22 protein-coding genes are annotated in these 22,138 nt (G+C 62.3%); 6 read left to right on the top strand and 16 right to left on the bottom strand.

The genetic code is table 11. From position 1 onward, the window contains the following. Nucleotides 1–11: 11 nt before the first annotated feature. The 13 genes from ELX51_RS01385 to ELX51_RS01325 all read right to left on the bottom strand — a co-directional run bounded on the left by ELX51_RS01385 (nucleotide 12) and on the right by ELX51_RS01325 (nucleotide 11,355). A complete protein-coding gene (locus tag ELX51_RS01385; protein ID WP_248305214.1) occupies nucleotides 12–419 on the bottom strand; it encodes an Hsp20/alpha crystallin family protein in 408 nt (135 codons plus the stop codon). 277 nt (nucleotides 420–696) lie between these two features. After that, on the bottom strand, nucleotides 697–1,320 hold the full coding sequence (locus ELX51_RS01380) for an ATP-dependent Clp protease proteolytic subunit (RefSeq protein WP_127751833.1): 624 nt from the start codon (nucleotides 1,318–1,320) through the stop codon (nucleotides 697–699). 36 nt (nucleotides 1,321–1,356) lie between these two features. Continuing rightward, the gene (locus tag ELX51_RS01375; RefSeq protein ID WP_164854704.1) at nucleotides 1,357–1,698 is read right to left on the bottom strand and encodes an SRPBCC domain-containing protein; all 342 of its coding nucleotides are present in this window, start codon (nucleotides 1,696–1,698) and stop codon (nucleotides 1,357–1,359) included. Then, the gene (locus ELX51_RS01370; protein ID WP_127751831.1) at nucleotides 1,695–2,009 is read right to left on the bottom strand and encodes a metalloregulator ArsR/SmtB family transcription factor; all 315 of its coding nucleotides are present in this window, start codon (nucleotides 2,007–2,009) and stop codon (nucleotides 1,695–1,697) included. The genes ELX51_RS01375 and ELX51_RS01370 overlap by 4 nt, the downstream gene beginning before the upstream one ends. A gap of 104 nt (nucleotides 2,010–2,113) precedes the next feature. Continuing rightward, nucleotides 2,114–2,902, bottom strand: coding sequence for an IclR family transcriptional regulator (locus tag ELX51_RS01365; RefSeq protein ID WP_127751830.1), 789 nt, complete (start codon nucleotides 2,900–2,902; stop codon nucleotides 2,114–2,116). A 44-nt stretch (nucleotides 2,903–2,946) separates the two neighbouring features. Continuing rightward, nucleotides 2,947–4,143 (bottom strand): aminotransferase class V-fold PLP-dependent enzyme, encoded by a 1,197-nt coding sequence (locus ELX51_RS01360; protein WP_127751829.1) that lies wholly within the window; start codon nucleotides 4,141–4,143, stop codon nucleotides 2,947–2,949. Between the two features lie 66 nt (nucleotides 4,144–4,209). Beyond that, nucleotides 4,210–4,701 carry a RidA family protein gene (locus ELX51_RS01355; protein ID WP_127751828.1) on the bottom strand — a complete coding sequence of 164 codons (492 nt, stop codon included), beginning with the start codon at nucleotides 4,699–4,701 and terminating at the stop codon, nucleotides 4,210–4,212. A 20-nt stretch (nucleotides 4,702–4,721) separates the two neighbouring features. Continuing rightward, complete coding sequence (locus ELX51_RS01350) at nucleotides 4,722–5,693, bottom strand: ABC transporter ATP-binding protein (RefSeq protein WP_127751827.1); 972 nt, start codon at nucleotides 5,691–5,693, stop codon at nucleotides 4,722–4,724. Continuing rightward, the gene (locus ELX51_RS01345) at nucleotides 5,690–6,709 is read right to left on the bottom strand and encodes an ABC transporter ATP-binding protein (RefSeq protein ID WP_127751826.1); all 1,020 of its coding nucleotides are present in this window, start codon (nucleotides 6,707–6,709) and stop codon (nucleotides 5,690–5,692) included. The genes ELX51_RS01350 and ELX51_RS01345 overlap by 4 nt, the downstream gene beginning before the upstream one ends. Beyond that, the gene (locus tag ELX51_RS01340; RefSeq protein ID WP_127751825.1) at nucleotides 6,706–7,926 is read right to left on the bottom strand and encodes an amidohydrolase/deacetylase family metallohydrolase; all 1,221 of its coding nucleotides are present in this window, start codon (nucleotides 7,924–7,926) and stop codon (nucleotides 6,706–6,708) included. The genes ELX51_RS01345 and ELX51_RS01340 overlap by 4 nt, the downstream gene beginning before the upstream one ends. Next, a complete protein-coding gene (locus tag ELX51_RS01335; RefSeq protein ID WP_248305306.1) occupies nucleotides 7,926–8,744 on the bottom strand; it encodes an ABC transporter permease in 819 nt (272 codons plus the stop codon). The genes ELX51_RS01340 and ELX51_RS01335 overlap by 1 nt, the downstream gene beginning before the upstream one ends. 44 nt (nucleotides 8,745–8,788) lie before the next feature. Beyond that, the gene (locus tag ELX51_RS01330; protein ID WP_164854703.1) at nucleotides 8,789–9,730 is read right to left on the bottom strand and encodes an ABC transporter permease; all 942 of its coding nucleotides are present in this window, start codon (nucleotides 9,728–9,730) and stop codon (nucleotides 8,789–8,791) included. 89 nt (nucleotides 9,731–9,819) lie between these two features. Then, nucleotides 9,820–11,355: an ABC transporter substrate-binding protein gene (locus ELX51_RS01325; protein ID WP_127751823.1), complete on the bottom strand. Its 1,536-nt coding sequence runs from the start codon at nucleotides 11,353–11,355 to the stop codon at nucleotides 9,820–9,822. A gap of 260 nt (nucleotides 11,356–11,615) precedes the next feature. Here ELX51_RS01325 and ELX51_RS01320 point away from each other — a divergent pair, with 260 nt between their 5' ends. Beyond that, nucleotides 11,616–12,596 (top strand): DUF808 domain-containing protein, encoded by a 981-nt coding sequence (locus ELX51_RS01320; protein WP_127751822.1) that lies wholly within the window; start codon nucleotides 11,616–11,618, stop codon nucleotides 12,594–12,596. A 174-nt stretch (nucleotides 12,597–12,770) separates the two neighbouring features. Beyond that, nucleotides 12,771–13,871, top strand: a complete 1,101-nt coding sequence (locus ELX51_RS01315) for a Gfo/Idh/MocA family oxidoreductase (RefSeq protein WP_127751821.1) — start codon at nucleotides 12,771–12,773, stop codon at nucleotides 13,869–13,871. A 55-nt stretch (nucleotides 13,872–13,926) separates the two neighbouring features. Here the strand turns inward: ELX51_RS01315 and ELX51_RS01310 are convergent, their stop codons facing one another. Beyond that, complete coding sequence (locus ELX51_RS01310) at nucleotides 13,927–15,066, bottom strand: FAD-dependent monooxygenase (protein WP_127751820.1); 1,140 nt, start codon at nucleotides 15,064–15,066, stop codon at nucleotides 13,927–13,929. 76 nt (nucleotides 15,067–15,142) lie between these two features. On the opposite strand from ELX51_RS01310, the gene ELX51_RS01305 reads away from it, so the two are divergent. Then, nucleotides 15,143–15,700 (top strand): TetR family transcriptional regulator, encoded by a 558-nt coding sequence (locus ELX51_RS01305; protein ID WP_127751819.1) that lies wholly within the window; start codon nucleotides 15,143–15,145, stop codon nucleotides 15,698–15,700. A 51-nt stretch (nucleotides 15,701–15,751) separates the two neighbouring features. Here the strand turns inward: ELX51_RS01305 and ugpC are convergent, their stop codons facing one another. After that, entirely contained in the window at nucleotides 15,752–16,810 is a 1,059-nt protein-coding gene (ugpC, locus tag ELX51_RS01300; protein ID WP_127751818.1) for a sn-glycerol-3-phosphate ABC transporter ATP-binding protein UgpC, read from the bottom strand. 377 nt (nucleotides 16,811–17,187) lie between these two features. Between ugpC and ELX51_RS01295 the strand changes: the two genes are divergently transcribed. The 3 genes from ELX51_RS01295 (at nucleotide 17,188) to ELX51_RS01285 (ending at nucleotide 21,407) form a co-directional block, all read left to right on the top strand. Next, nucleotides 17,188–18,585 carry an extracellular solute-binding protein gene (locus ELX51_RS01295; RefSeq protein WP_127751817.1) on the top strand — a complete coding sequence of 466 codons (1,398 nt, stop codon included), beginning with the start codon at nucleotides 17,188–17,190 and terminating at the stop codon, nucleotides 18,583–18,585. A gap of 117 nt (nucleotides 18,586–18,702) precedes the next feature. After that, nucleotides 18,703–20,664 (top strand): ABC transporter permease subunit, encoded by a 1,962-nt coding sequence (locus tag ELX51_RS01290; RefSeq protein WP_164854702.1) that lies wholly within the window; start codon nucleotides 18,703–18,705, stop codon nucleotides 20,662–20,664. After that, on the top strand, nucleotides 20,661–21,407 hold the full coding sequence (locus ELX51_RS01285) for an FCD domain-containing protein (protein ID WP_127751815.1): 747 nt from the start codon (nucleotides 20,661–20,663) through the stop codon (nucleotides 21,405–21,407). The genes ELX51_RS01290 and ELX51_RS01285 overlap by 4 nt, the downstream gene beginning before the upstream one ends. Nucleotides 21,408–21,425: 18 nt before the next feature. On the opposite strand, the gene ELX51_RS01280 is transcribed toward ELX51_RS01285, so the two are convergent. After that, nucleotides 21,426–22,019: a TetR/AcrR family transcriptional regulator gene (locus ELX51_RS01280; protein WP_127751814.1), complete on the bottom strand. Its 594-nt coding sequence runs from the start codon at nucleotides 22,017–22,019 to the stop codon at nucleotides 21,426–21,428. Nucleotides 22,020–22,138: the final 119 nt, after the last annotated feature.

Raw genomic sequence — 22,138 nt, 5'->3', positions numbered from 1 at the left:
GCACGATCTCCTCACCCGAGCTTGGTCAGGCTGAACACGACGCAGCCATTGGTGGCAAAGCGGCGCACGGAATAACGCCCAGGCGGCAGCGCAATGCGCCGTTCAAAGCGCCCTTGCGGCAGTTCCAGCCGATGGATCACCGCCGCACGCAGTTCGGGCGGCAAGGTCCGGCGGCCTGCCACTACCAGCGATCCATCTTCGATACCGGCTTCCACCTGTTCAGGATCGACACCCGGCAAGGCCACAAAGACCAGAACTTCGCGCTCGGTTTCCAGCACATCGATGGGCGGTTCCCAGCGCGGCTCGCGCGCGGCCGTCGCTGTCGAGATGCGAAAGAACTGGGATTGGATGCGTTCGGCGCGGGCCAGCGCCTCAAGCGCTTCGGAAAGCATCCAGTTGGGAGAGTCTGTTCTTGCCATTCGTGCTCTCCACGCGCTTGGCTTTGCCGGCACATCTAGGCTTGATGTCTGTCGGTGCGGCGGGAAGGCTTTGCCGGGTTCTTGGCGTGCCGCCGTCACACCGGACGGAGCGGGCCCACCCCATTGGGGTAGGCGGGCATTATTGCGGGCAATGCGCTCGTGCCCGGTCTGGTTCCGATCCTCGCTCGCCGCGCAGCACGCTGCCGGGCCCGCCAAAGTGCAGGAAAGAAGGGGTGCCCAAGGGGGTGGCCCCGGGCGTTCCCCCTACATGTTGGGTTCAGGGCTGCGCTTCGCCGCCCTCGATTTCACTGCGATCATGGTAAACATGATCTACCAGTCCCCAGTCGCGGGCTTGTTCGGGGGTCATGAAATTGTCGCGTTCGAGGGCCTTCTCCACTTCCTCATAGGTGCGGCCGCAATGCTTGGCATAAAGATTATGCATCCGCCGCTTAAGGCGCATGCTTTCCTCGGCATGCAGGAGAATGTCGGTGACCTTGCCCTGAAAGCCGCCGCTCGGCTGGTGCAGCATGATCGACGCATTGGGCAGGCAGATGCGGCTGCCCGGCGCGCCCGCCATCAAGAGGAACGATCCCGCGGACATCGCCATGCCCATGCAAAGCGTTCCCACCGGCGCCTTGATGAACTGCATCGTGTCATACATCGCCATGGCCGAGGTCACCGCCCCACCGGGCGAGTTGATGTAGAGGTAGATCTCCTTTTTGGGGTTTTCCGCCTCAAGAAAGAGCAGCTGCGCGCAGACCAGCGAAGCCATGTTGTCCTCGACTTCGCCATTGACGAAGATGATCCGCTCGCGCAGCAGGCGCGAGTAAATATCAAATGATCTTTCGCCCCGGCTTGATTGTTCCACGACCATAGGGACGAGCTGCATCATGTCGCGCATGGGCGATCTCCATTCAAAGCTGCTGTTTGGCTTGGGTCAGGCGGCCAGCATCAGGGGGCCGCGCCGATTGTCGTTGGCGCTGGCTGGGGCAAGCGCCGGTGCGTGGGTCAGCGTCAGCCAGGTGCCCCCTTCATCGGTTGGGGTGAGCTCGAAGGTCACGAGGCTTTCCTCTGCCCCGACGACGGCCCCCTGCCCCTGCTCGCGCCAGCGATAGGTGAGAGTATGGTTTTCCTCGGCGTTGACCACTGAAAGCTCCAGGCCCGGCGCAGGGCGCAGCCACCGCTCCAGCAACACCGGGATGGTCAGCGCCCGCCAGACCTTTTCGGGAGCAGCTTCAAGAGCGCATTCGAACACCAAGGCATCTGCATCGATCTTCACTGGTCCATCTCCTTGAGCACATCCTTGAGGGACTCGATGCGATCGGGCCAGAAGGCGCGATATCGAGCCAGCCATTGATGCAGTGGCGCCAAACCATCGGGTTCAACGCGGTAGTTGACGAAACGGCCTTCGCGCCGCTCGCTGATCAAACCCGCCTGACGCAGCACTGCCAGGTGCTGCGACATGGCGGGTTGGGATATCGCGAGGCCCTGTCGCAGTTCGGTCGCCGTCATCTCGGCGGCAGCAAGCCGCTCGAGCACACCGCGACGGGTCGGATCAGCCAGGACCTTGAAGATATCCACGTCACTCATGTCCGACACATAAGCACAGACTTATGTGTCGTGGCAAGGTAGTTTTGTGGAGGGAGTTGATGAAACTGCCATCCGGGTAGGCCGCCACGCCATACCCGGCAATTTCAGCGCAGCCAGCCCAACCGGCTTTCCACCCGGCGAGCGCTGTCGCGCACCAGGGCGATGAGATCGGGGTCTTTTTGCTGCACTTTGTGTTCGGGCACCACGATGGACATGGTGGCGTGACAGTGACCGCTCCGATCCAATACGGGCGCGGCGATGCAGGCTACGGCATAATCCGACTCGCCGGCCTGGATGGAGAGGCCCTGCGCCAGCGCCTCATGGGCATTGTCGGCGAGCACCGCAGGGTCGGTTTCGGCCCGGCCGGTCGGGGACACGCGGGCGGAGCGCGCGAAGATGCCCAGCAGTTCCTCGCGTGGCAGGTGGCCGACCAGCAGCCTGCCCGAAGCAGTCCAGTTGAGCGGGCTGCGCGAGCCCACTCGAGAGCTGACATTGAACTGGCCAGTGCCATCTTCCATGGCCAGCACCACCATCATGTCCTGGTCGCGGCCGCAGATCTGCACCGTCTCGCCCGACAGCCGCGCCAGTTCGTGCATCTCCTGGGTCGCCGCGCTCAGCAAATCGAGGCTGCGCGCATAGCTCAAGCCATAATGATACATCCGCGGGCCAAACCAGATCAGCCCGTTGCTGTCGCGGTCCAGCAGATCCTTGTCGACGAGATCGTCGATGATTGCATAAATGGTCGAGAGCGGCGCACCGACCGCTCTCGCAATTTCGTAGGCAGTGGCGGATCGTTCGAGCTGCTGCAGATGATCAAAGATCTGCAGCGCCCGATCGATGCCGCTGGTGCGCGTCCGACGAACCGGCTCAGTTGCACTAAGGATGTCGCTCACTACACTGTCCCGTCGTTCAACCGCTGTGCCGCCCGTCTAGGCGTTTAGTCGAGCCACTTCAATATAGCAGCCTCTTGCGCACGCCAATGTTCATGGATTGGCGTGGCAATGATTTCATTGGAGCCGCGGGCCGCTTCGAGCTCTTCGACCAGCCGTTCGGCCACGACCGTTTCTTCATTGGGGTGCAGATTGCACGGGTCGAGGAAGAAATGCCCATGCTCGGCTTCGTGGTCGCGCACGATGATGGGGCGCGGCCCGGTTGCGAGGGCGCGGGCAAGGTCCCAGGCCGTGATGCGTGCCAGTTCTGGATTGATCGTCACCTTAAGTCGATCCAGCGGATTGTCGGTGGGATCGGGCACAATGGTGGCGGTTACGCCGGCCTTGTCGGCCAGGGTTTCAAGCCAGAGATCGAGTGCGGCCTGTTCGCGCGCGCGGATGCCGTCGTGGTCGCGCACTTTCCAGGCTTCCAGAGCCGCGATGACGCCGGCAATGCCTTCCTTGCCCACCTTCATGCCCCGGCCGATGCCGCGGTTCTGCAGATAGATGTTGCGGATGAATTCCTTGTCGCCGGCGCAAATACCCGAGGTCGGCCCACCCAGGAACTTGTGGCCCGAGTACAGCACCACATCGGCGCCATCGGCCAGGAACTTGCGCAGGTCGTATTCGGATGCGGCGTCGACGATCACCTTGACGCCGCGGGCATGGCAAATCTCGGCGAAGGTCTTGAGCGGGATCTGCGCGTAATCGACGACGTGGTGCGACACAACAAACACCGCAGCAACAGTCCGCTCGGTGATGGCGCCTTCAAGCTGATAGCCGTGGGCGCTGGTGGCCTGGCCGACCGGCATCACCTTGCCGCCGGCAATGCGAATGGCCTGTTCCACCGGCGCGCCATAGCTGACCATATGGCCGGTCTGGATCAGGACTTCATTCTTGAGGCTGCCCGCATCGGGAAGCTGCTCGATCGCCCAGAGATTGTCGCCCGTAATCGCGGCCGCCACAGCGAGACTGATCGCGGCCGAGCATGAAGCGGTGACAAAGCCGGCCTCGGCACCCGTCAGATCGGCGATAGCGTCGCTGGCGCGCCGATGCAGGGCGCCCATTTCCACGAACTCGGTGAGGACGCGCGTAATGGCATCCACGGCTTGGGGAACGACGATCGAGGCGCCCAGGGAGGTCATGGTGCCCGAAACGTTGATCACCGGACGAAGTCCCAGCTGGCTGCGAATATCCTGTGTCATGCAAATAACTCTCGATTGATGGGCTGCCCGGTTGATGCGGCAGCGATTGGGTTGGGCCGGATCGGCTCAGTCAAAGGCGACGATGGCTTCGATTTCCACGGTGATCTGGTTGGGCAGCGAGCCAAAGCCCACGGCGGAGCGCGCATGCACCCCTTGCTCGCCGAACACTTCGATCATCAGATCCGAGCAGCCATTGATGACAGCGGGATGGGCCTCGAAATCGGGCGTCGCATTGACCATGCCGAGCAGCTTGACGATGCGGCGCACGCGCCCCAGATCGCCCAAGGCCGCCTGCATCACGGCAATCAGATTGATGCCGGTAAGGCGGGCATGGGCATAGGCCGCATCAACCGAAACATCGGCGCCCACCTTGCCGGTGTGGAGCGTGCCGTCGGTCTCGGTCGGCCCCTGCCCTGACAGGAACAACAGCTTGCCATCGATCACATGGGTCACAAAATTGGCGATCGGCGAGGGCGCTGCGGGCAAGACGATCCCCAGCGCCTTGAGCCGCTCATAGGGGGACGCATCCGGGCGCGTGGCCAGCTCGGAAATGCTCATAAATGGAACTCCAACAAATACTATAGCTCGCCGTGGCGAATGCAGGCGACGTGATGATTGGCGCCGATATGCTCGACGGGCGGAACGACCCGCGCGCAAGCCTCGATGGCCATGGGACAACGCGTGCGGAACACACACCCCGAGGGTGGGTTGATCGGCGAAGGAATATCGCCCTGCAGGGGCACATGGGTGCGCTTGCGGGTTGGATCGGGCACGGGAGCGGTCGCGAGCAAGGCCCGCGTATAGGGATGGCGCGGATGGGCGTAAACCTGGCGCGAGGGGCCGCGCTCCATCACCCGGCCGAGATACATCACCACGACTTCATCGCAGAGATATTCAACGACGCTTAGATCATGGGCAATGAACAGCATGGTCAGACCAAGCCGCTGCTGCAACTCGCTGAGCAGGTTCAGCACTTGCGCCTGCACCGAAACGTCGAGCGCGGAAACCGGCTCGTCGGCAACGATGAAATCGGGCTCAACCGCCAGGGCGCGGGCAATGCCGATGCGCTGGCGCTGGCCGCCTGAAAATTCATGCGGAAAGCGCCGGGAATAATCGGCTGGCAGGCCAACCAGGGTCAGCAATTCGGCAATGCGTTCACGCCGCTTGGCCCCGCGCGGATAACCGCGGGCATCAAGGGCTTCCCCGATGATGGCATCGATGCGCAACCGGGGATTGAGGCTCGAATAGGGGTCCTGAAAGACGATCTGCAGGCGCTTGCGCCACTCTTTCATTTCGCGCGGCTTGAGCGCAAAGATGTCGGTGCCATCAAAGATCGCCTGCCCGCTGGTGGGCTCAACGAGCCGCAGGATCGAGCGCCCGGCGGTGGTCTTCCCGGAGCCGCTTTCACCGACAAGACCCACGGTGGTGCCGCGCGCGATGTCAAAGCTCACATCTTCGACGGCATGGACGATCTGGCCGTTGCGGCCGCCAAAATGCTTGGTCAGCCCGCGCAGGCTCAGAAGGGGCTTGGTATCGACTGCCTCAATCATAGCTCATGGGTCCTGATGCAGCGCGAGAAGGTGTCTGGTCCGGCCGGGATCAAGGGCGGCAGGGCCGCTCGGCAGGCCGGGATGGCCATGGGGCAGCGCGGCTCGAAGGCACAGCCTGGCGGCAGATTGGTGATGGGGGGAACCGAGCCGGGAATGGAATACAGCGCCCGGCGCTCGCCGTCCTGCCCCAGGTCGCGGGTGGCATCGGGCGTGCAGGCGAGGAGTCCCTTGGTGTAGGGGTGCTTTTGGTGGGCGAACAGCGCATTGACTGGCGCTTGTTCCACCACGCGCCCGCCATACATGACCACGACGTCATGGGCGATCTCCGCCACCACACCAAGATTGTGGGTGATGAAGAGGATCGACATGCCGAACTGCGCCTGCAGGCGCTGCAGGAGATCGAGGATCTGCGCCTGGATGGTCACGTCGAGCGCGGTGGTCGGCTCGTCGGCGATCAGCAGCGAGGGGTCGCAGCTGAGCGCCATGGCGATCATCACGCGCTGGCGCATGCCGCCCGACATCTGGTGCGGGTAGTCATCCAGGCGCCGTGCCGCATCGGGGATCTCCACATGCTGGAGCATTTCGAGCGCCTTGGCCCGCGCCTCGCTGCGGCTCAGACGGGTATGGAGCGAGATCATCTCGCCGATCTGGTCGCCCACCGTATAAAGCGGGTTGAGCGAGGTCATCGGCTCCTGGAAGATCATCGCGATTTCGCTGCCCCGCATGGCGCGGAACTGGCTGGGCGCGAAACGCGCCAGATCGTGCACCTTCTCCTTGCGATCGCGGAACAGGATCTCGCCACCGGCAATGCGTCCCGGCTTGGCCAGCAAGCCCATGATCGACAGGCTGGTGACCGATTTGCCCGAGCCCGATTCCCCGACCACGGCGAGCGTCTTGCCGCGCTTGAGATCAAAGGTTACCCCGTCCACCGCCTTGGCGGTGGCGCGCTTGCTCTCGAACCAGGTCCGAAGGTCACGAACCGACAGGATGGTGTCTGCTGGCAGCGTTCCCGTCATGCAGTCCACCCGCAGCTGGGGCATTTGTGGCCCGGCGCCCCGGCGGGAATCGGGTGGTGACGATGTGCAACCACGGCCTCGGCGCCCAGAATGGCGTAGCGTGGCTCAAAGGTCTGGTGCAGCGTGCTCGTGGCGCCCTGGCTATCGGTCACCACCAGATCGCCATCGACGAGGTCGAACAAGGTGAACTCGGCCGGCTTGCCCTTGGCCAGCAGATTGTCGGCCGGCTTGCGGATCGCGCGCTTGGGGGCCGTGGACGAGGCGATGACCACATCCTCCATGCCCATGCCCAGCGAGAGTAGCTTGCTCATCGTGGTGGCGAGATCCCATACCGAAGTGTCGAGCGAGCGATTGTGCAGATCCGTGGAAATGGTGTTGGGCAGCAGACCCCGCTCGAGCGCGGCCTTGCCGACATCAAACGAGAACGACGCGCCGCCATGGCCGACATCGAGGATGATGCCGCGCTTGGCGGCGTCTTCGGCCAGCCGGAACAGATCATCGTCCTCGATGATCGAGCCGCCCTGCTTGCCGTTGAAGCAGTGGGTGACGATGTCGCCCTCGCTCAACAGGCCCAGCACGTCATCATAAAGCGGAGGGGGCTCGCCGACATGCACCATTACCGGCAGATCAAGCACGCGGCTCAGTTTTTTGGCCAGCTTGAGCGGTACCAGGTCCCAGCCGCCAGAGATCACCGCGCTGGCGCGAACCTTGATGCCAATGATGACGTCACGGTTTTCCCGGATCACGGCGATGGTGCGATCGAGATCGATCGAGCGCATGTCCTGCAGCTCGGTCACGCGGTTGCAGGCGACGAGGCCGATCGAGCCGAGATTGAGAAAGGCGTAGATGTTCTCGCGCGCCGGCTCGATGATGAATTCGCGAAGGCCATGGAAATTGGCTTCGCCGGCCGATCCCGCATCGACGATGGTGGTGACGCCACGCGCCGCGCCGCCCTGTTCGGGGCGAATGGAGATATCGGTGCCGCCATACCAGACATGGGCATGCAGATCGGTCCAGCCAGGCGAAATGAAGGCGCCGTTCGCGGCAACGGTCTTGGCGTTGTCGGCGGTCAGGCTCGCGCTGATATCGAGAATGGCCCCATCGGCGCCAACCAGCACATCGAGCACCGGCGGCAGCTCCGGCTGGGCGAAGCCGACGGGCTTGGCGCCCTTGATCAAGAGGTTCTGTGCTTGCGGTTTGAAACGGTTATCGAACATCAGACATCCTTGGCGAGGCGCGGATCAAGAAAATCGCGCAGACCGTCGCCCACGAGTTGCAGTGAAAGTACGGTGAGGATGATGGCGCCGCCCGGGAACCACATGATCCAGGGGGCCTGTTCCAGATATTGGCGGCCCACGGAGATCATCGTGCCCCAGGTGGGGATATCGGGTGAAATACCGACGCCCAGGAACGACAGCCCGGCTTCGGCAAGGATCGCATTGGCAAAGATGAAGGTGGCTTGCACCAGCAGGGGCGAGGTGACGTTGCGCAGGACGTGGCGCACGAGGGTAACATGCGTTGGCACGCCAAGTGCCCGCGCCGCTTCCACATAGGGCAGTTCGCGGATCACGAGAGTCGAGGCACGCACGACGCGAGCAAGCCGGGGGGCATAAACCACGCCAAGCGCGATCACCACATTGGTCGCCGACGCCCCCAGCGCCGCCACCAGGGCAATGGCGAGCAGGATGTCGGGAAAGGCCATCATAGCGTCGATCAGGCGCGATACTGGCGTATCGAGCCTGCGGAAAAAGCCCGACATCAGCCCCAGGAACACCCCGATCACCGAGGCGAAAATCACCACGGCAAAGCCAACCGCGATCGAGGTGCGACCCGAATACAGCACGCGGGTAAGGATGTCGCGACCCAGATCGTCGGTGCCGAACAGGTGCAGCCAGCTCGGTGGCTGCAGCCGGTTGCGCACTGACAATTGCGCGGGGTCATAGGGCGAAATAACCGGCGCCAGCAAAGCCAGCAGGATCATGGCGACGATAATCACCAGACCCGCCAACGCCGTGGGGCGGCTGGCAATCTTCATCAGCAGATTGGGTTCGCGAAACCCGCTTTGTGCAACAGCAGCCATCAGTAACGCACCCGAGGGTCGACGAGGAGGTAGAGCATGTCGATGATGAAATTGACGAGGACATAAAGCCCGGCCACCACCAGCAGGGCACCCTGGATCAAGGGATAGTCGCGGCGCAGCACGGCTGAAACAATGAGGCTGCCCACGCCGGGCAGGCCGAACACGGTTTCAGTAACGATAGCGCCCGAGATCAGCAGGGCTGCGGTCAGGCCAATCACGGTTAGGATCGGGATCAGGGCGTTCTTGAGCGCATGCTTGACCACGACACGCCACTCGCTCATGCCCTTGGAGCGGGCGGTGCGCACATAATCATCGTTTAGGACATCGAGCATCGAGGCGCGGGTGAACCGGGTGATCAGCGCCGAGCTGATCAGGCCAAGGGTCGTCGCGGGCAACACCAGGTGATGCATTCGTTCGCCAAAGCTGGCGCCAGGGCCGCCATAGCCGGAGGTATCGAACCACCCAAGCTGTACGGCAAAAACCTGCATGAAGATCAACCCGAGCCAGAAGCTGGGGACCGAGGCCGCAAACATGGCAAGGGCGGTTGCTGCCTGGTCAAACGCCGAGCCGCGCCAATAGGCCGACAGCACGCCAACGGGCAAGGCGATCAGGGTCGCGATCAGCAGGGCAAATATCGTCAGGAAAAAGGTCGGTTCCGCGCGCTGCATCAGTGCTGTGGTCACCGGCATGTTGAGGAAGATGGACTGTCCGAAATCGCCGCGCAGTACGCCCCCGACATAGCTGATGAATTGCTGCGGAATGGAAGCATCAAGGCCAAGGCGCTGGCGCAAGCTGGCAATATCGGCTGCCGTTGCGTCGGGGCCGAGCATGACGGCTGCGGGATCGCCGGGCGTCACGCGCACAATGACAAACACGATGGTAACCACCAGCGCCATTACGACCAACATGCCGAATATGCGATTGAGTGCGGAGCGGATCATGATGCTCTGGAAAATCCCCGTCGAAGCTGATGGACAAAAGGCCTGCCGCGACCGAAGACGCGACAGGCGGCACGAAGCCGGATGGGGACCTATTCGGTCAGATAGGCATTCCAGAAATAGGGCCATGGGGCGGGTGTTACGCCGTCGAGAGCCGGGTTCTGTGCGGCCAGGGCATTGAAGTTGCCGACCTTGTAGCCAGGTACTTCGTCATAGATGACCTTCTGGACCTCGACGAACAACTCGGCGCGCTTGGCCGGATCGCTTTCGGCATTGAAGGCTTCCAGAACCTTGTGCTTGGCATCGCTCACCCACCAGCCAGGGCCGGTATCGGACATGATGCCCATCAGCGAAGGCTCGGGCAGGAACGGGCTGTGGGTGATGTAGACATCCCAAAGGGCCGGATCGGCGCGATTGGTGGTGAGCGTCGCCCACTCGACCACGTCCATTTGCACCTTGAAGCCGGCAGCTTCCAGGTAAGACTGGGCAACCAGTGCCATCTTGTAGTGGAACTCATACTGGCGGCTGGTCAGGATGCGCAGCGGCTTGGAGCCATCATAGCCGGCTTCCGCCAGCAGGGCCTTGGCTGTTTCGGTGTCGCCCATGGGCTTGTAGGCTTCGGTGCCAACATCGGAATGCCAGGCATAGCCTTCAGGATACCAGGCGCCCTCGGCGGTGAAGAACTCGTCCGAACCAAAGGCGGCAAACAACATGTCCTCGGGCGCGAGGGCCGCCTGGATTGCCTTGCGCACCCGGATGTCGGAGGCGAGGCCTTCAGAATGGTTCATCATGAACACGGGCCAGCCGAATGGCGCAAAAACGACCGGCTCGGTGGCGCCACCGCTGATCTGGTCGAAAGCCTCGACCGGCAGCTGATCGACATAGTCGTACTGGCCAGCCACTGCCGCGCCGATGCGCGTGTTGGGATCAGGGACCGGCACGAAGCGGATTTCGTCGAGATACTGGTGCCGCGCACCGCCATAGCCATTGCCCTCGCCTTCAAGCGATTGGTAGCCGTCGAAGCGCACGAGCTGGATATACTGGTCAGGAACGCGCTGCTCGAGCTTGTAGGGGCCGGTGCCGATGAAGCTTTCGAGCGGGTCCTGGCTGGCATTGGCCGCCGGAATGATGATTGCGGCCGCGTTGTTGAACGCAAGGAGCGGCAGCAGTGGAGCGTAAGGCTTGCTTAGCGTGATAGTAACCGTGGCGTCGTCGGTTGCGGCGATGTCGGTGATGACTTCGGCCGCCTGCTTGCCGCGGGTGGCAATCTTCATCCAGCGCTCAAGCGATGCGACCACATCGGCCGAGGTCATGACGCTGTCGTCGTGGAACTTGATGCCGGTGCGTAGGGGGATGGTATAAACGGTGCCGTCTTCCGAAATTTCGGGCATTGCTGCGGCGAGCAATGGGGTGGTGCCCCACTGGGCATCGAAGGTGTAGAGCGTTTCGAACATATGCTGGCTGACAATGCCGACCAAGTCGGCTGTCGAAGCCATCGGATCGAGCGTTGGCGGCTCCCCGATGGTTGCCACATCCACGATCCCGCCAGCCGTCTGGGCATAGGCCAGACCGTTGGCGGAACACAGGGCAACCAGGCTGGTCGCCAATGCTAGAGCAAAATGCCTCATTCCAATCCCTCCATGTTCCACAACAGCGGAACATATGTTGTTCTTACGGACTGATGGTTTCACTTCGAGCTAATTTGGTCAAGCGTCCGCGCAAAAAGAGGCTGGGCCGCTCCTAGGGGGTGGACCAAGGCTGCGTTCTTGCCTTGCTCGGTCCGAGGGCCTGCTGCTAAGCGCCGCGGGTGGCAACGTATCGCGCGGTTGAGCTTTGTAGTTGGCCAGCAAGAGATGGCATCAAGCCACTAGCAAAGGAGCCGAATGCAATGAGCGTTGGTTTAATCGGTCTGCTCGACGATATCGCCGGCATCGCCAAAGTGGCGGCGGCGTCACTCGATGATGTCGCGGGCATGGCGATGAAGGCCGGACTCAAGGCCAGCGGCGCCGTGATCGACGATGCGGCAGTCACTCCCAAATACCTAACCGGGTTTACCGCGGATCGCGAATTGCCGATCGTGGGCAAGATCGCGGGCGGCTCGATCAAGAACAAGCTGATCTTCCTGCTGCCGGCGGCCCTGATCCTGGGGACCTTCCTGCCCTGGGCCATCACGCCCCTGCTGATGTTGGGCGGCGCCTATCTTTGCTATGAGGGGGCCGAAAAAATCTGGCATCTGATGGCGCCCAAAGCCGCCCATGCCCACGAAACCGGGCTGGAACCGGTTGCCCTTAGCCCCACCACAATGGAAGACACCAAGGTCGGCAGCGCCATCAAGACCGATTTCATCTTGTCCGCTGAGATCATGGCGATTGCCCTGGCCGAACTGCCAGGCGAAAGCTTTGTAACCCAGGCCATCGTGCTTTTCCTGGTTGCAGTCGGGATCACGGCTGCCGTTTATGGTGCGGTCGCGCTGATCGTGAAAGCCGACGATGCTGGCCTCTGGATGGCCCAGCGCGGCAGCAGCTTCACTCGGGCTGTCGGGCGCGCAATCGTCAAGGGCATGCCCTATTTCATGACCGGCCTGACCGTTGTCGGCACCGCTGCCATGATCTGGGTGGGCGGCAGCATCATCGTGCATGGGGTGCACGATTTCGGGCTGCACGGGGTGGGCGACCTGATCCACGACGCAGCGGTGGCCGCGGCCGCGTCCCTTGGCGGCGTGGTCGGCTGGGTGGTCGAAACACTTGGCTATGCCATTGCCGGCCTGGTTGTGGGTGCAGTCGCGATCCCCGTCGTGGGCTATGTGATTTCCCCGCTCTGGACCCAGATCAAGAAGCTGCTCCCCGGCGCCAGGGCCGTGCGAGCCTAGTTCACGCGGATTACTTGCACCTGCTTGCGGCACACTCCTCATGTGCTAGGAAAGGAAGCAACGCCGTCTGTCTATTCAGCATTTCAGTCGCAGGGAGAAGATCTGCATGCAGCCTGCGACTGCTGACTTGAACCGCCGGACACTTCCCCTCAGCACCCAAGAAGAGCATTGATCATGGAACGCGTCGGCATCGGCATCATTGGCACGGGCAAGATTTCCTCGGCCTATATCGAGGCCAGCAAGCACTTCCCCATCCTCGAGATCGCCGCAGTGGCCGACCTCAATCCCGCGGTGGCCCAGGCCAAGGCGGATGAATATGGGCTGCGGGCCACGACGCTCGATGCCATTTTCACCGACCCCGCGGTCGACATCATCCTCAACCTCACCATCCCCAAAGCCCATCTGGAAGTGGGCTTGCGGGCGCTGGGCGCGGGCAAGCATGTGTATTCGGAAAAGCCCCTTGGCATTTCCTTTACTGAGGGCCAGCAGCTGGTTGCCGCCGCCCGCTCCAACAATCTGCGCCTTGGCTGCGCCCCCGACACCTTCCTTGGTGGTTCACACCAGACCGCCCGCGCCCTGGTGGACCAAGGCGTGCTCGGCACGCCAGTAGGCGGCACCGCATATTTCATGTGCCCGGGCCATGAGCGCTGGCACCCTAACCCGGCCTTTTATTATGAGGTTGGCGGCGGCCCCATGCTCGATATGGGGCCTTACTACATCACCGATCTGGTCAATCTCCTCGGCCCGGTAGCGCGCGTTGCCGGCGCTACCGCCACCCCGGTCAGCACCCGCACCATCACCGCCAAGGAGCGCGCCGGCGAGGTGATCCCCGTGCATGTGCCCACCCATGTGAGCGGCACGCTGATCTTCCAAAACGGGGCGGTGGTGCAGATCACCATGAGCTTTGACGTGGCTGGCCACCGCCATGTGCCGCTCGAGCTTTATGGCACCAATGCCACCCTGCTGGTGCCCGATCCCAATCATTTCGGCGGCCAGGTCGAGCTGTTGCGCAAGGGCGGGGAATGGGAAAATGTGGAGACGTCCCTTCCCTATGGCGAGGGCACCAATTACCGCTCCATTGGCTTGGCTGACATGGCGCATGCACTGCGCAGCAATCGGCCGCATCGCGCCAGCGGCGAATTGGCCCTGCATGTGCTCGAAATGATGGAAGCCTTCGGCACTTCCATGGAGACCGGCCGGCATGTGGAAATGACCACCAGCGTGGAGCGACCGGCACCGATCAGCACTTCGCTCGCCGAGGGTCGCTTGGCTTAGCACACAAGCATCGAGGAGGATGCCGCTCCCCTAGCGCTGCTGCGCCAGACGCTGCCTAGGCGTAGCCGGCGAGCATTTGCGCGATGCGTCTGCGGATCCATGGCGATTGGCCCGCTACGGCAAGGAGGCGATCGCGCAGCCATCGCGGGGCTGGCGCTTGCAGGGTCGCCAGCTTCGTCAACCGACCCGTGCGGTTCAGGACCTGTTGTGCCATTGCCCGTCGTTGCCGGGCAAAATCGTCAAGCCCGGTGCCGCCCTGATGCAGGAAACCGGCCAAGGCGGAGGCCAGCGCTTCGGCATCGCGAAGTCCCAAGTTCATGCCCTGCCCGCCGGCCGGGCTATGGACATGGGCGGCATCGCCAACCAGGAGGAACGGGCCGGCGTGGAAACGATCGGCGAGCTTGTGGTGGACCTGGAAGCGCGAGCCCCAGATCACCTCATGAACCTTGACGCCACTGCTGGGACCGCGCAGCTCGAGCACACGCGTCACATCCGCGATGCTTGGCTGGGACGGCGCGTTTGCCAGTTGCGCGACCACCCGGAAGCGGGACCGGGACATGGGGGCAACAACCAGCGTGCCGCCTTGGGCAAAAAACAAGCTGACTTCGCTCGTCGCGATGGGCCAGTCCATGTGGACATCGGCCAGCAGGAACGAACCATAGGTCTCCCCCGGAAATCCAATGCCCGCCGCTGCGCGGACGAGGCTTTTCTCGCCATCGGCCCCGACGACGAACCGCGCCAAAACGTCCGCCTGGCCGGCTTTATCGTTGAAGGTGGCGAGGACCCTGTCCCCATCACGCACCAACTGGGTGACCTCCGCCGGTCGGCGCACGCGGTGGCCCAATTGTTCGAGCCGCGCGGTCAGGATCGCTTCGGTTTCGTCCTGCGGGATCATCAGCGCAAAGGGCGTCGGGCTGTCCAGCACCGAGAACTCGGCCTCGAGCAGCACCTTGTCGCGGTCGCGAACCTTGAATTGGGGCGCCTTGATGCCCTGGGCAATCAGCGGTTCGGCCACCCCGAGCCGCCCCAGGGTTTCCAGCGTTGCGGCGTGGATAACCGCGGCCCTGGAGGTGTTTTGCGCCTGCGGCAAGGCATCGACAATACGGAACTCCACGCCGGCTTGCGCCAGGCTGATGGCAGTGGCGAGGCCCGCCGGGCCGGCGCCGACGATCAGGGTGTTTATTGCTGTGCTCATAGCATTTCTCCCGTATGTAAACGCTTGCTTACATATGGATCACACGCTATGTCAACACTTGTTTACATGAGAAGGCATGATGGTCAGGAATTCTGAAGCCACTCAGGAGCGGCTGCTCGATGCAGCAAGGCGGCACTTTGCGGTGAACGGCTTCGAACGGACCACGGTCAGGGATATCGCAGCCGAAGCGGGAGTGAACGTGGCGCTGATCAGCCGCTATTTTGGCGGCAAGGACGAGTTGTTCGCCCGAGCCGTCGCTATCGATCTTGCACTGCCTGACCTCAGCGGGGTGCCAAAGGCCGAGATCGGCCGGCACTTGATCGAACACTTCTTCAAGCGCTGGGAAGGGCGAGAGGCGGACGACCTGCTCCGCGTGCTGGTCCGAACCGCTGCTACCAATAGCAGGGCCGCAGAAAAGATCCTTGCCATACTGCACGGCCAGATCCTGCCTCTGGTGGAGCGGCTTGCCGGCGAAAAGGGCGCGCAGCACCGCGCCAGCCTCATCGCTACACAAATCCTCGGCTTGGCTTATTGCCGTTACGTGCTGAACCTGGGCGATGATCAGCTCGACCCGGCGCAAGCGGTCGCAGCCATTGGCGCTACATTGCAGCGCTACCTTTTCGAGGTTTTCTAGCGGCGGCGACTGCTCGCCCTTGCCGCGCCAACCGGGAACCCGTTCGGGCGGTTACCGGATGATGCGACTTCCCGTACCGCCGTCAAACAGGTGCAGAAGGCTGCTGTCAAAGGCAATGCCGATCCGTTCGCCGGGTTGTGCGCGGATCCGCTCGCGGAACACGCCAACGAGATCGTGCCCGCCCAGGTTAAGCGTCACCTGGGTTTCCGAGCCGGTCGGTTCGACCACGACCACCTCCGCCATGGTTCCAGCCGGATCGAGACGCAAATGCTCGGGACGCACGCCAAGGGTCATCGGGCCATCCTCTACCCCCGCCGGTAGCGCTCCCAAGTCGATAGTCGTTCCATCGGGGAAGCGAAAGGCGGAGCCGGCAAGCGAGCCGGCGATGATGTTCATTGCCGGAGAGCCAATAAAGCCGGCGACGAACAGATTGGCGGGATAATCATAGAGCTCCAGCGGCGTGCCGATCTGTTCGATATTGCCGGCATGCATGACCACGATGCGATCGGCCATGGTCATGGCTTCGATCTGGTCATGGGTGACATAAACGGTCGTCGTCTTGAGACGTTGATGGTTCAGCTTGATCTCGCTGCGCATCTGCACGCGCAGCTTGGCATCAAGATTGCTCAAGGGCTCATCGAACAGGAAAAGCTGGGGACTGCGCACAATGGCGCGCCCCATCGCCACGCGCTGCCGCTGCCCGCCCGATAGATGGCGGGGATAGCGTTGCAGGTAGGGCTCGAGGCCGAGCACGGTTGCAGCACTGGCTACCCGCTGCTTGATCTCGTCCCTCGGAACACGGCCCAGCTTGAGCGAGAAGGCCATGTTCTCCTCGACGGTCATATGCGGGTAAAGCGCATAGGACTGGAAGACCATAGCGATGTCGCGGTCCTTGGGCGCCAGGTCATTGACCACATTGCCGGCAATGGCGATCTCGCCCCCGGTGATGTCCTCGAGCCCGGCAATCATGCGCAACAGGGTGGATTTCCCGCATCCCGACGGGCCGACGAGAATTACGAACTCTCCGTCATTGATGTCGATGTTGACGCCATGGAGCACTTCGAGGCTGCCATAGTTTTTGCGAACGTCCCGGATCGTCACGGCGCCCATCTGTTCCTCCCAGATCGATGGTCAACGGTCACGAGCCAGCAGTTTCAAGACAGCTGGCCAGGGGCTGGCGCGTGTGGACACGCGTTCCGCCCTCCTCGACGAAACAGTGTCTACACGCCTTGCCTGCAATCCTGTCTAGAACCAGGGGGCAACCGGTTCAAGTATATTGTGGGACAAAAGATTGACTCTTCCGCAATATCTGTCCTAACTCTAGAGTATTCGCTGTCAATGATGGGACAAAAGCCTGCTTTGACTGTGATGGGAGCTAGAGCCAAAGAGCTCAGCCCCAAGGAGGATAATACAGCTTGCGATGATTGCTGACCCATAGGCTTGCTTCGCGAGCGCTTGGCCATGTTCCAACAGGAGGAAACGGAAACATGACGTCGGACAAGTTCAATCGCCGTGACATATTGAGAAGGGGCGGCGCGGCTGGCGTTGGCCTTTGGGCCGCAAGCCAGGGCCTGCCGGTTTTTGCCCAGGAAAAGCCAGAGGCCGAGCTGCCCCAGGGAAGCGCCGGCAAGCTGACGGTGATCCATCGCACCGAATATTTCGAGGCGGCACAGAACCTGTTCCGCGATGCCGTGGCCAAGTTCGCTGCCGCCAACAACGCCCAACTCGATATCTCCACCACCAATCCCGAGGCCTTTGGCGATTTCCTGGGCAAGATGTCGGCAGCCGTGCGGGCCGGCAATCCGCCCGATCTGGCCTATACCAGCACCGTTTCCATTCCCCAGATGCACCTGCTGGGCCTGCTCGAAGACGTCAATGACGTGGTCGAGGACGCCATCAGCCGCTATGGCAATGTCATGCAGGGCATCAATGCCGAAAGTATTGGGAAGATCGATGGTCGCTGGGTTGCGGTTCCCTTTATAGCCAACACCACGGGCGCCTTCTTCCGCAAGGACAAGCTGGCCGAAAAGGGTATCGACCCGGCAACCTTGCAGACCTGGGAGCAGCGCCGTGAGGCCGCTCTGGCCATCTCCGATCCCGCCAACGGCTTTTACGGCTGGGGCCTGACGGTCAACCAGTCCGGCGATGGCTGGGGCGTGGCAACCTCGATCCTCAATGCTTTTGGCGGCCACTTTACTGACGAAACCGGGATCAAGGTTAAGTTCGACTCGCCCGAAACCGTGGCAGCCTTTGAGTTCGTCCGCGAAACCTATGATCGCAACGGCAAATACGCCGCCATGCTGCCGCCCGGCGTGGAAAGCTGGGGTGATATCTCCAACAACGAAGCCTGGCTCGCTGGCAGCACCGGCTATACCCACAATCAATACTCGCTTTACGCGGCAGCCAAGCGCGACAACAACCCGGTCTTTGCCAACACGGTCATGCTGCCACAGCCCACCGCCAATAATGGCGATCACCGCAATGGTGGCGCCGTGGGCGGTTGGCTCACCATCTTCAAGGGCGCTCCCAATGTGGAGCTGTCCAAGAAACTGGCGCTCGAACTGCTCGATCCCGTCAACTTCACGCCCATGTCCACGGTCGCTGGCGGGCTCTTCATGCCAGCCTATCAAAGCCTGTGGACCGAGGAACTCCTCGCCGCCGATCCTAACTACGCGATCATCAAGGAGCAGGTGGACACCCAGGATCCCTTTATCGGGGCCTCCTGGCCAGCACCACCGGCCGCCCAGATCGACGCCATTCGCGCTCAGGGCGTGCTGGAGCAATCCATGGGCAATGTGATCTCGGGCCGCATGACCTCGCAGGAAGCAGTGACCGACGCGCACAACAAGATCGTCCAGATCTTCGAAGAAGGCGGCATTCTCTAGCCGGCCACCGGCGACGGGTGTCCAACACTGCCCGTCGCACCAACGCTACCAATGCTGGACATTCCGGACATCGGCGGCCACCCGCAGGTGGGAGCGTCCGGCTTGATGGAGGTGCGCATGGACGACCGCATGAGTGTAACGATGGCCCCCGTTTCCCGCCGGCTCGGCCTGCGGAAGCGGCTCGATGGCATCCTGGGGATGGACTGGAAGGTCGGCTATCTCTTTGTTCTGCCCATGGTGCTGATCATGGCGCTGCTGATCTTTTGGCCCTTTGTCAGTGCCATCTTCATCAGCATGACCTCGCTCAATTTCCTCACCGGTGAAACCACCAATGTCGGTCTGCGCAATTACCAGCGGCTTTGGGCCAGCAGCGACTTCCTGCAGGCCATGCAGAACACCATCCAATTCACCTTCTGGTCGCTGAGCCTAAAATTCGTTATCGGCATGACCGTGGCGCTGATCCTCAATAGCCGCCTGCCGTTCCGGAGCCTGCTCAGCGGCATCATGCTCCTGCCCTGGATCGTCCCGGAAATCGTTACGGCTCTGGCCTGGAAGAGCATCTACGATCCCTTGTTTGGCGGGCTCAATCCGATCCTGCAGGGCGTTGGTGTCATCGACCGGCCGCTGGGCTGGCTGTCCGATCCCAATATGGCGATGGGCAGCGTCATCTCGGTCAATGTGTGGAAAGGCATTCCGTTTTTCGTCCTGCTGCTGCTGGCGGGCCTCAAGGCCGTCGATCGCGAACAGATCGAAGCGGCGCAGGTCGATGGCGCCAATGCGGTGCAGCGCTTCCGCAATGTGACCCTGCCCAGCCTGCGCTATGTGATCGTCGTCACCCTGCTGCTGTCGTTCATTTCCACCTTCAACCAGTTCGGCCTGCCCTTCCTGATGACCGGCGGTGGTCCGAGCGGGGCGACCAAGCTTTATTCCATTCTCGCCTATGAAAAGGCGCTGGGCTCGCTGCAATACGGTCCTGGCATTGCCGTCGCCTTCAGCGTCGCGCCGCTCATGGCGATCCTGATCTGGCTCCTGGCTCGCTTTATGCGCCAGGACGACCGGCGTGACGGCAGTGCCGAGCGGGGCCCCGGCTTGACCGACCGGCTGCTGGCGGGCGCGGCGCGGCTCGTCAACATCATCCTTGATCTGGTTTTCCTCCCCATCGAGCTGATCTTCGCCGGGCTCGAATGGATGGTCCGCCGCATTCGCGTTGCCACCGGGCGCCCTGCCGCCCAGCCGATCCTCCGGCGCACCGCACGGTCCAATGCCGGCCCGCTCACCCGCTTGCTGGTCCTGGTGCCGTTCCTCGCCTTCGTGATCTTCCCCTTCTACTGGATCATCACGACCTCGCTCAAATCCACGCCGCAGATCAGTGAGCGTCGCTCGATCTTCTGGCCCGATCCACCCACGCTGGAGCAATATTCCTCGCTGCTGCAGGATACGCCGTTTCTGACCTGGCTGATGAACTCGGCCTTTGTCGCCGCCCTTAGCACGCTGGTGTCCGTTGCCCTGGCGTCGCTGGCGGCTTATGCGCTGACGCGGCTGCGTTTTCGTGGCGCGGGCTTGCTGACAACGCTGCTGCTCATCACCTATCTGCTGCCGGGCACGCTGCTGTTTATTCCCCTCTACCAGACCCTGACCAATCTTGGCGTCATCAACAGCCACGCCGCCCTGATCATCACCTATCCGACCTTCCTGTTGCCCTTCGCCACCTGGGTGCTGATGGGTTATTTCCGCTCCATTCCGGTGGAACTAGAAGAAGCGGCCCGGATCGATGGCGCCAGCCGACTTTATATCTTCTGGCGCATCACCCTGCCTTTGGCGGCGCCGGCAATCCTGTCGGTGACGCTCTTTGCCTTCACCAATGCCTGGAACGAGTTCCTGTTTGCCTTTGTGTTCATCACCAGCGAGTCGCTGCGCACGCTGCCTATCGGCCTGCAATCCATGGTGGTTGGCGATATTCTGCCCTGGGGCAAGCTGATGGCAGCCTCGCTCCTGACCGCCATTCCTGTTGCCGTGCTTTATATCTATGCGCAGCGCTTCCTGTCGGAGGGCCTGACAGTGGGGGCGGTAAAGGGGTGAACGACGCATCGCGGGTCGGAGGGGCAATTGGAGCGCTGAACGCCTCGGTGGTGCGCAGCTCCATCCCCTCCGCGGTGGACGGCATGGTCCTCAAGATCCGCGGCCTCATCTCCGATGGCGGATTGGGCGTGGGCGACAGCCTGCCGACCGAGCGGGAGTTGTGCGAACGCTTCCAGGCCAGCCGCAACACGGTGCGCGAAGCCATGCGTATCCTCAAGGCCTATGGGGTAGTCTCGGTGCGTCCCAAGGTCGGCGCCACCATTGTCGATGACCGGATGGAGCGGGCACTCGATCTGTTCTCGTTCAACACGCTCGACATCTCGCGGCGCACCTTCAACGACATCCAGGGCTTCCGCCGGCTCATCGAAGTGGGCTCGGTGGACACCATCTTCGATCAGATGCAGCCCGAGGACATCCTCGAGATGCGCAAGGTCAACGACCAACTTCGCGCCGCCGGCTCGATCGTGGAAGCGTCCGAGCTGGATTTTCGCTTTCACCTGCGCCTGGTGTCGATCCTCACCAATCGTGCGGTCACCGACGTTTATCGCATCATGAAGCCGATCATCATCCGCATCATGGAGCGCGCCAAGCAATTGCATAACTTCACCGGCGAAACCTTCGAGCAGCACGCGGCGGTGGTGGACGCCTTGGAGCAGCGGGACCGGATTCGCTACCAATATGCGCTGCAATCACACCTGCATATCGGCATCACAGCCTTCCAGGATTATTCGGAGGAACCCTGAGGACGGGCGACGCACAGTTCAGTCTGGCCGCAGCAGCAGACCCGAGGCCAGGGAGCGGAACGCATCGACGGCCTTGGGCAGGACATGCTGAGGATTGTCGGAGGCGGCGATCCAGAGCGCCGCATTGAGGGCAGCGCCACTCAATAGCCGGGCGGCCGCTTCGGGATCAACGGGCTTGAGAACCCCGGCGGCCATGAGGTTTTCCACGGCGCGCTTGGTTACCTGCATGCAGTTGTTCTGGCTGGGCCATTGCGAGGGATCCCCCAGCACGGCCGGGCCGTCAAGCAACACAATGCGCTGAACCTCTGGGTCGAGCGCCATCTCGATATAGGCTTCCCCCTCCGCCAGCAGGGCCGACCATTCGTCACCCGCGCGCGCGCCGATGGCTTGTGCCTTCCCGGCCATCTCGCTGTCGATCTGGTCGACCACGGCCGCCAGCAGGCCCCGCTTGTCGCCGAAATTATGGTAGAGCGCGCCCCGTGTCAGGCCAGCATCGGCGGTCAGATCATCCATGGAGGCAGCGCTATAGCCCTTGTGCGCAAAGGCCTTGCGGGCTGCGGCAACAAGCTTGCTGCGCGTTTCTTCCATCGCAACAGCGCGGGTTTTCGCCATTTCTCGTCATCTCTTTTTGCATACGAGGCGTGTATTGTTTGACATACGGAACGTATGTGGGATATCAGCGCATACGCACCGTATATCAAATCAGCATCCGGCGAAAGCGCTGTTGCCGC

It is taken from the genome of Devosia sp. 1566, from assembly GCF_004005995.1.
In the GTDB taxonomy this organism is placed as follows: Bacteria; Pseudomonadota; Alphaproteobacteria; order Rhizobiales; family Devosiaceae; genus Devosia.
The sequence above is the reverse complement of the archived record's forward strand: the minus strand, read 5'-3'. Positions and strand labels throughout refer to the sequence as shown.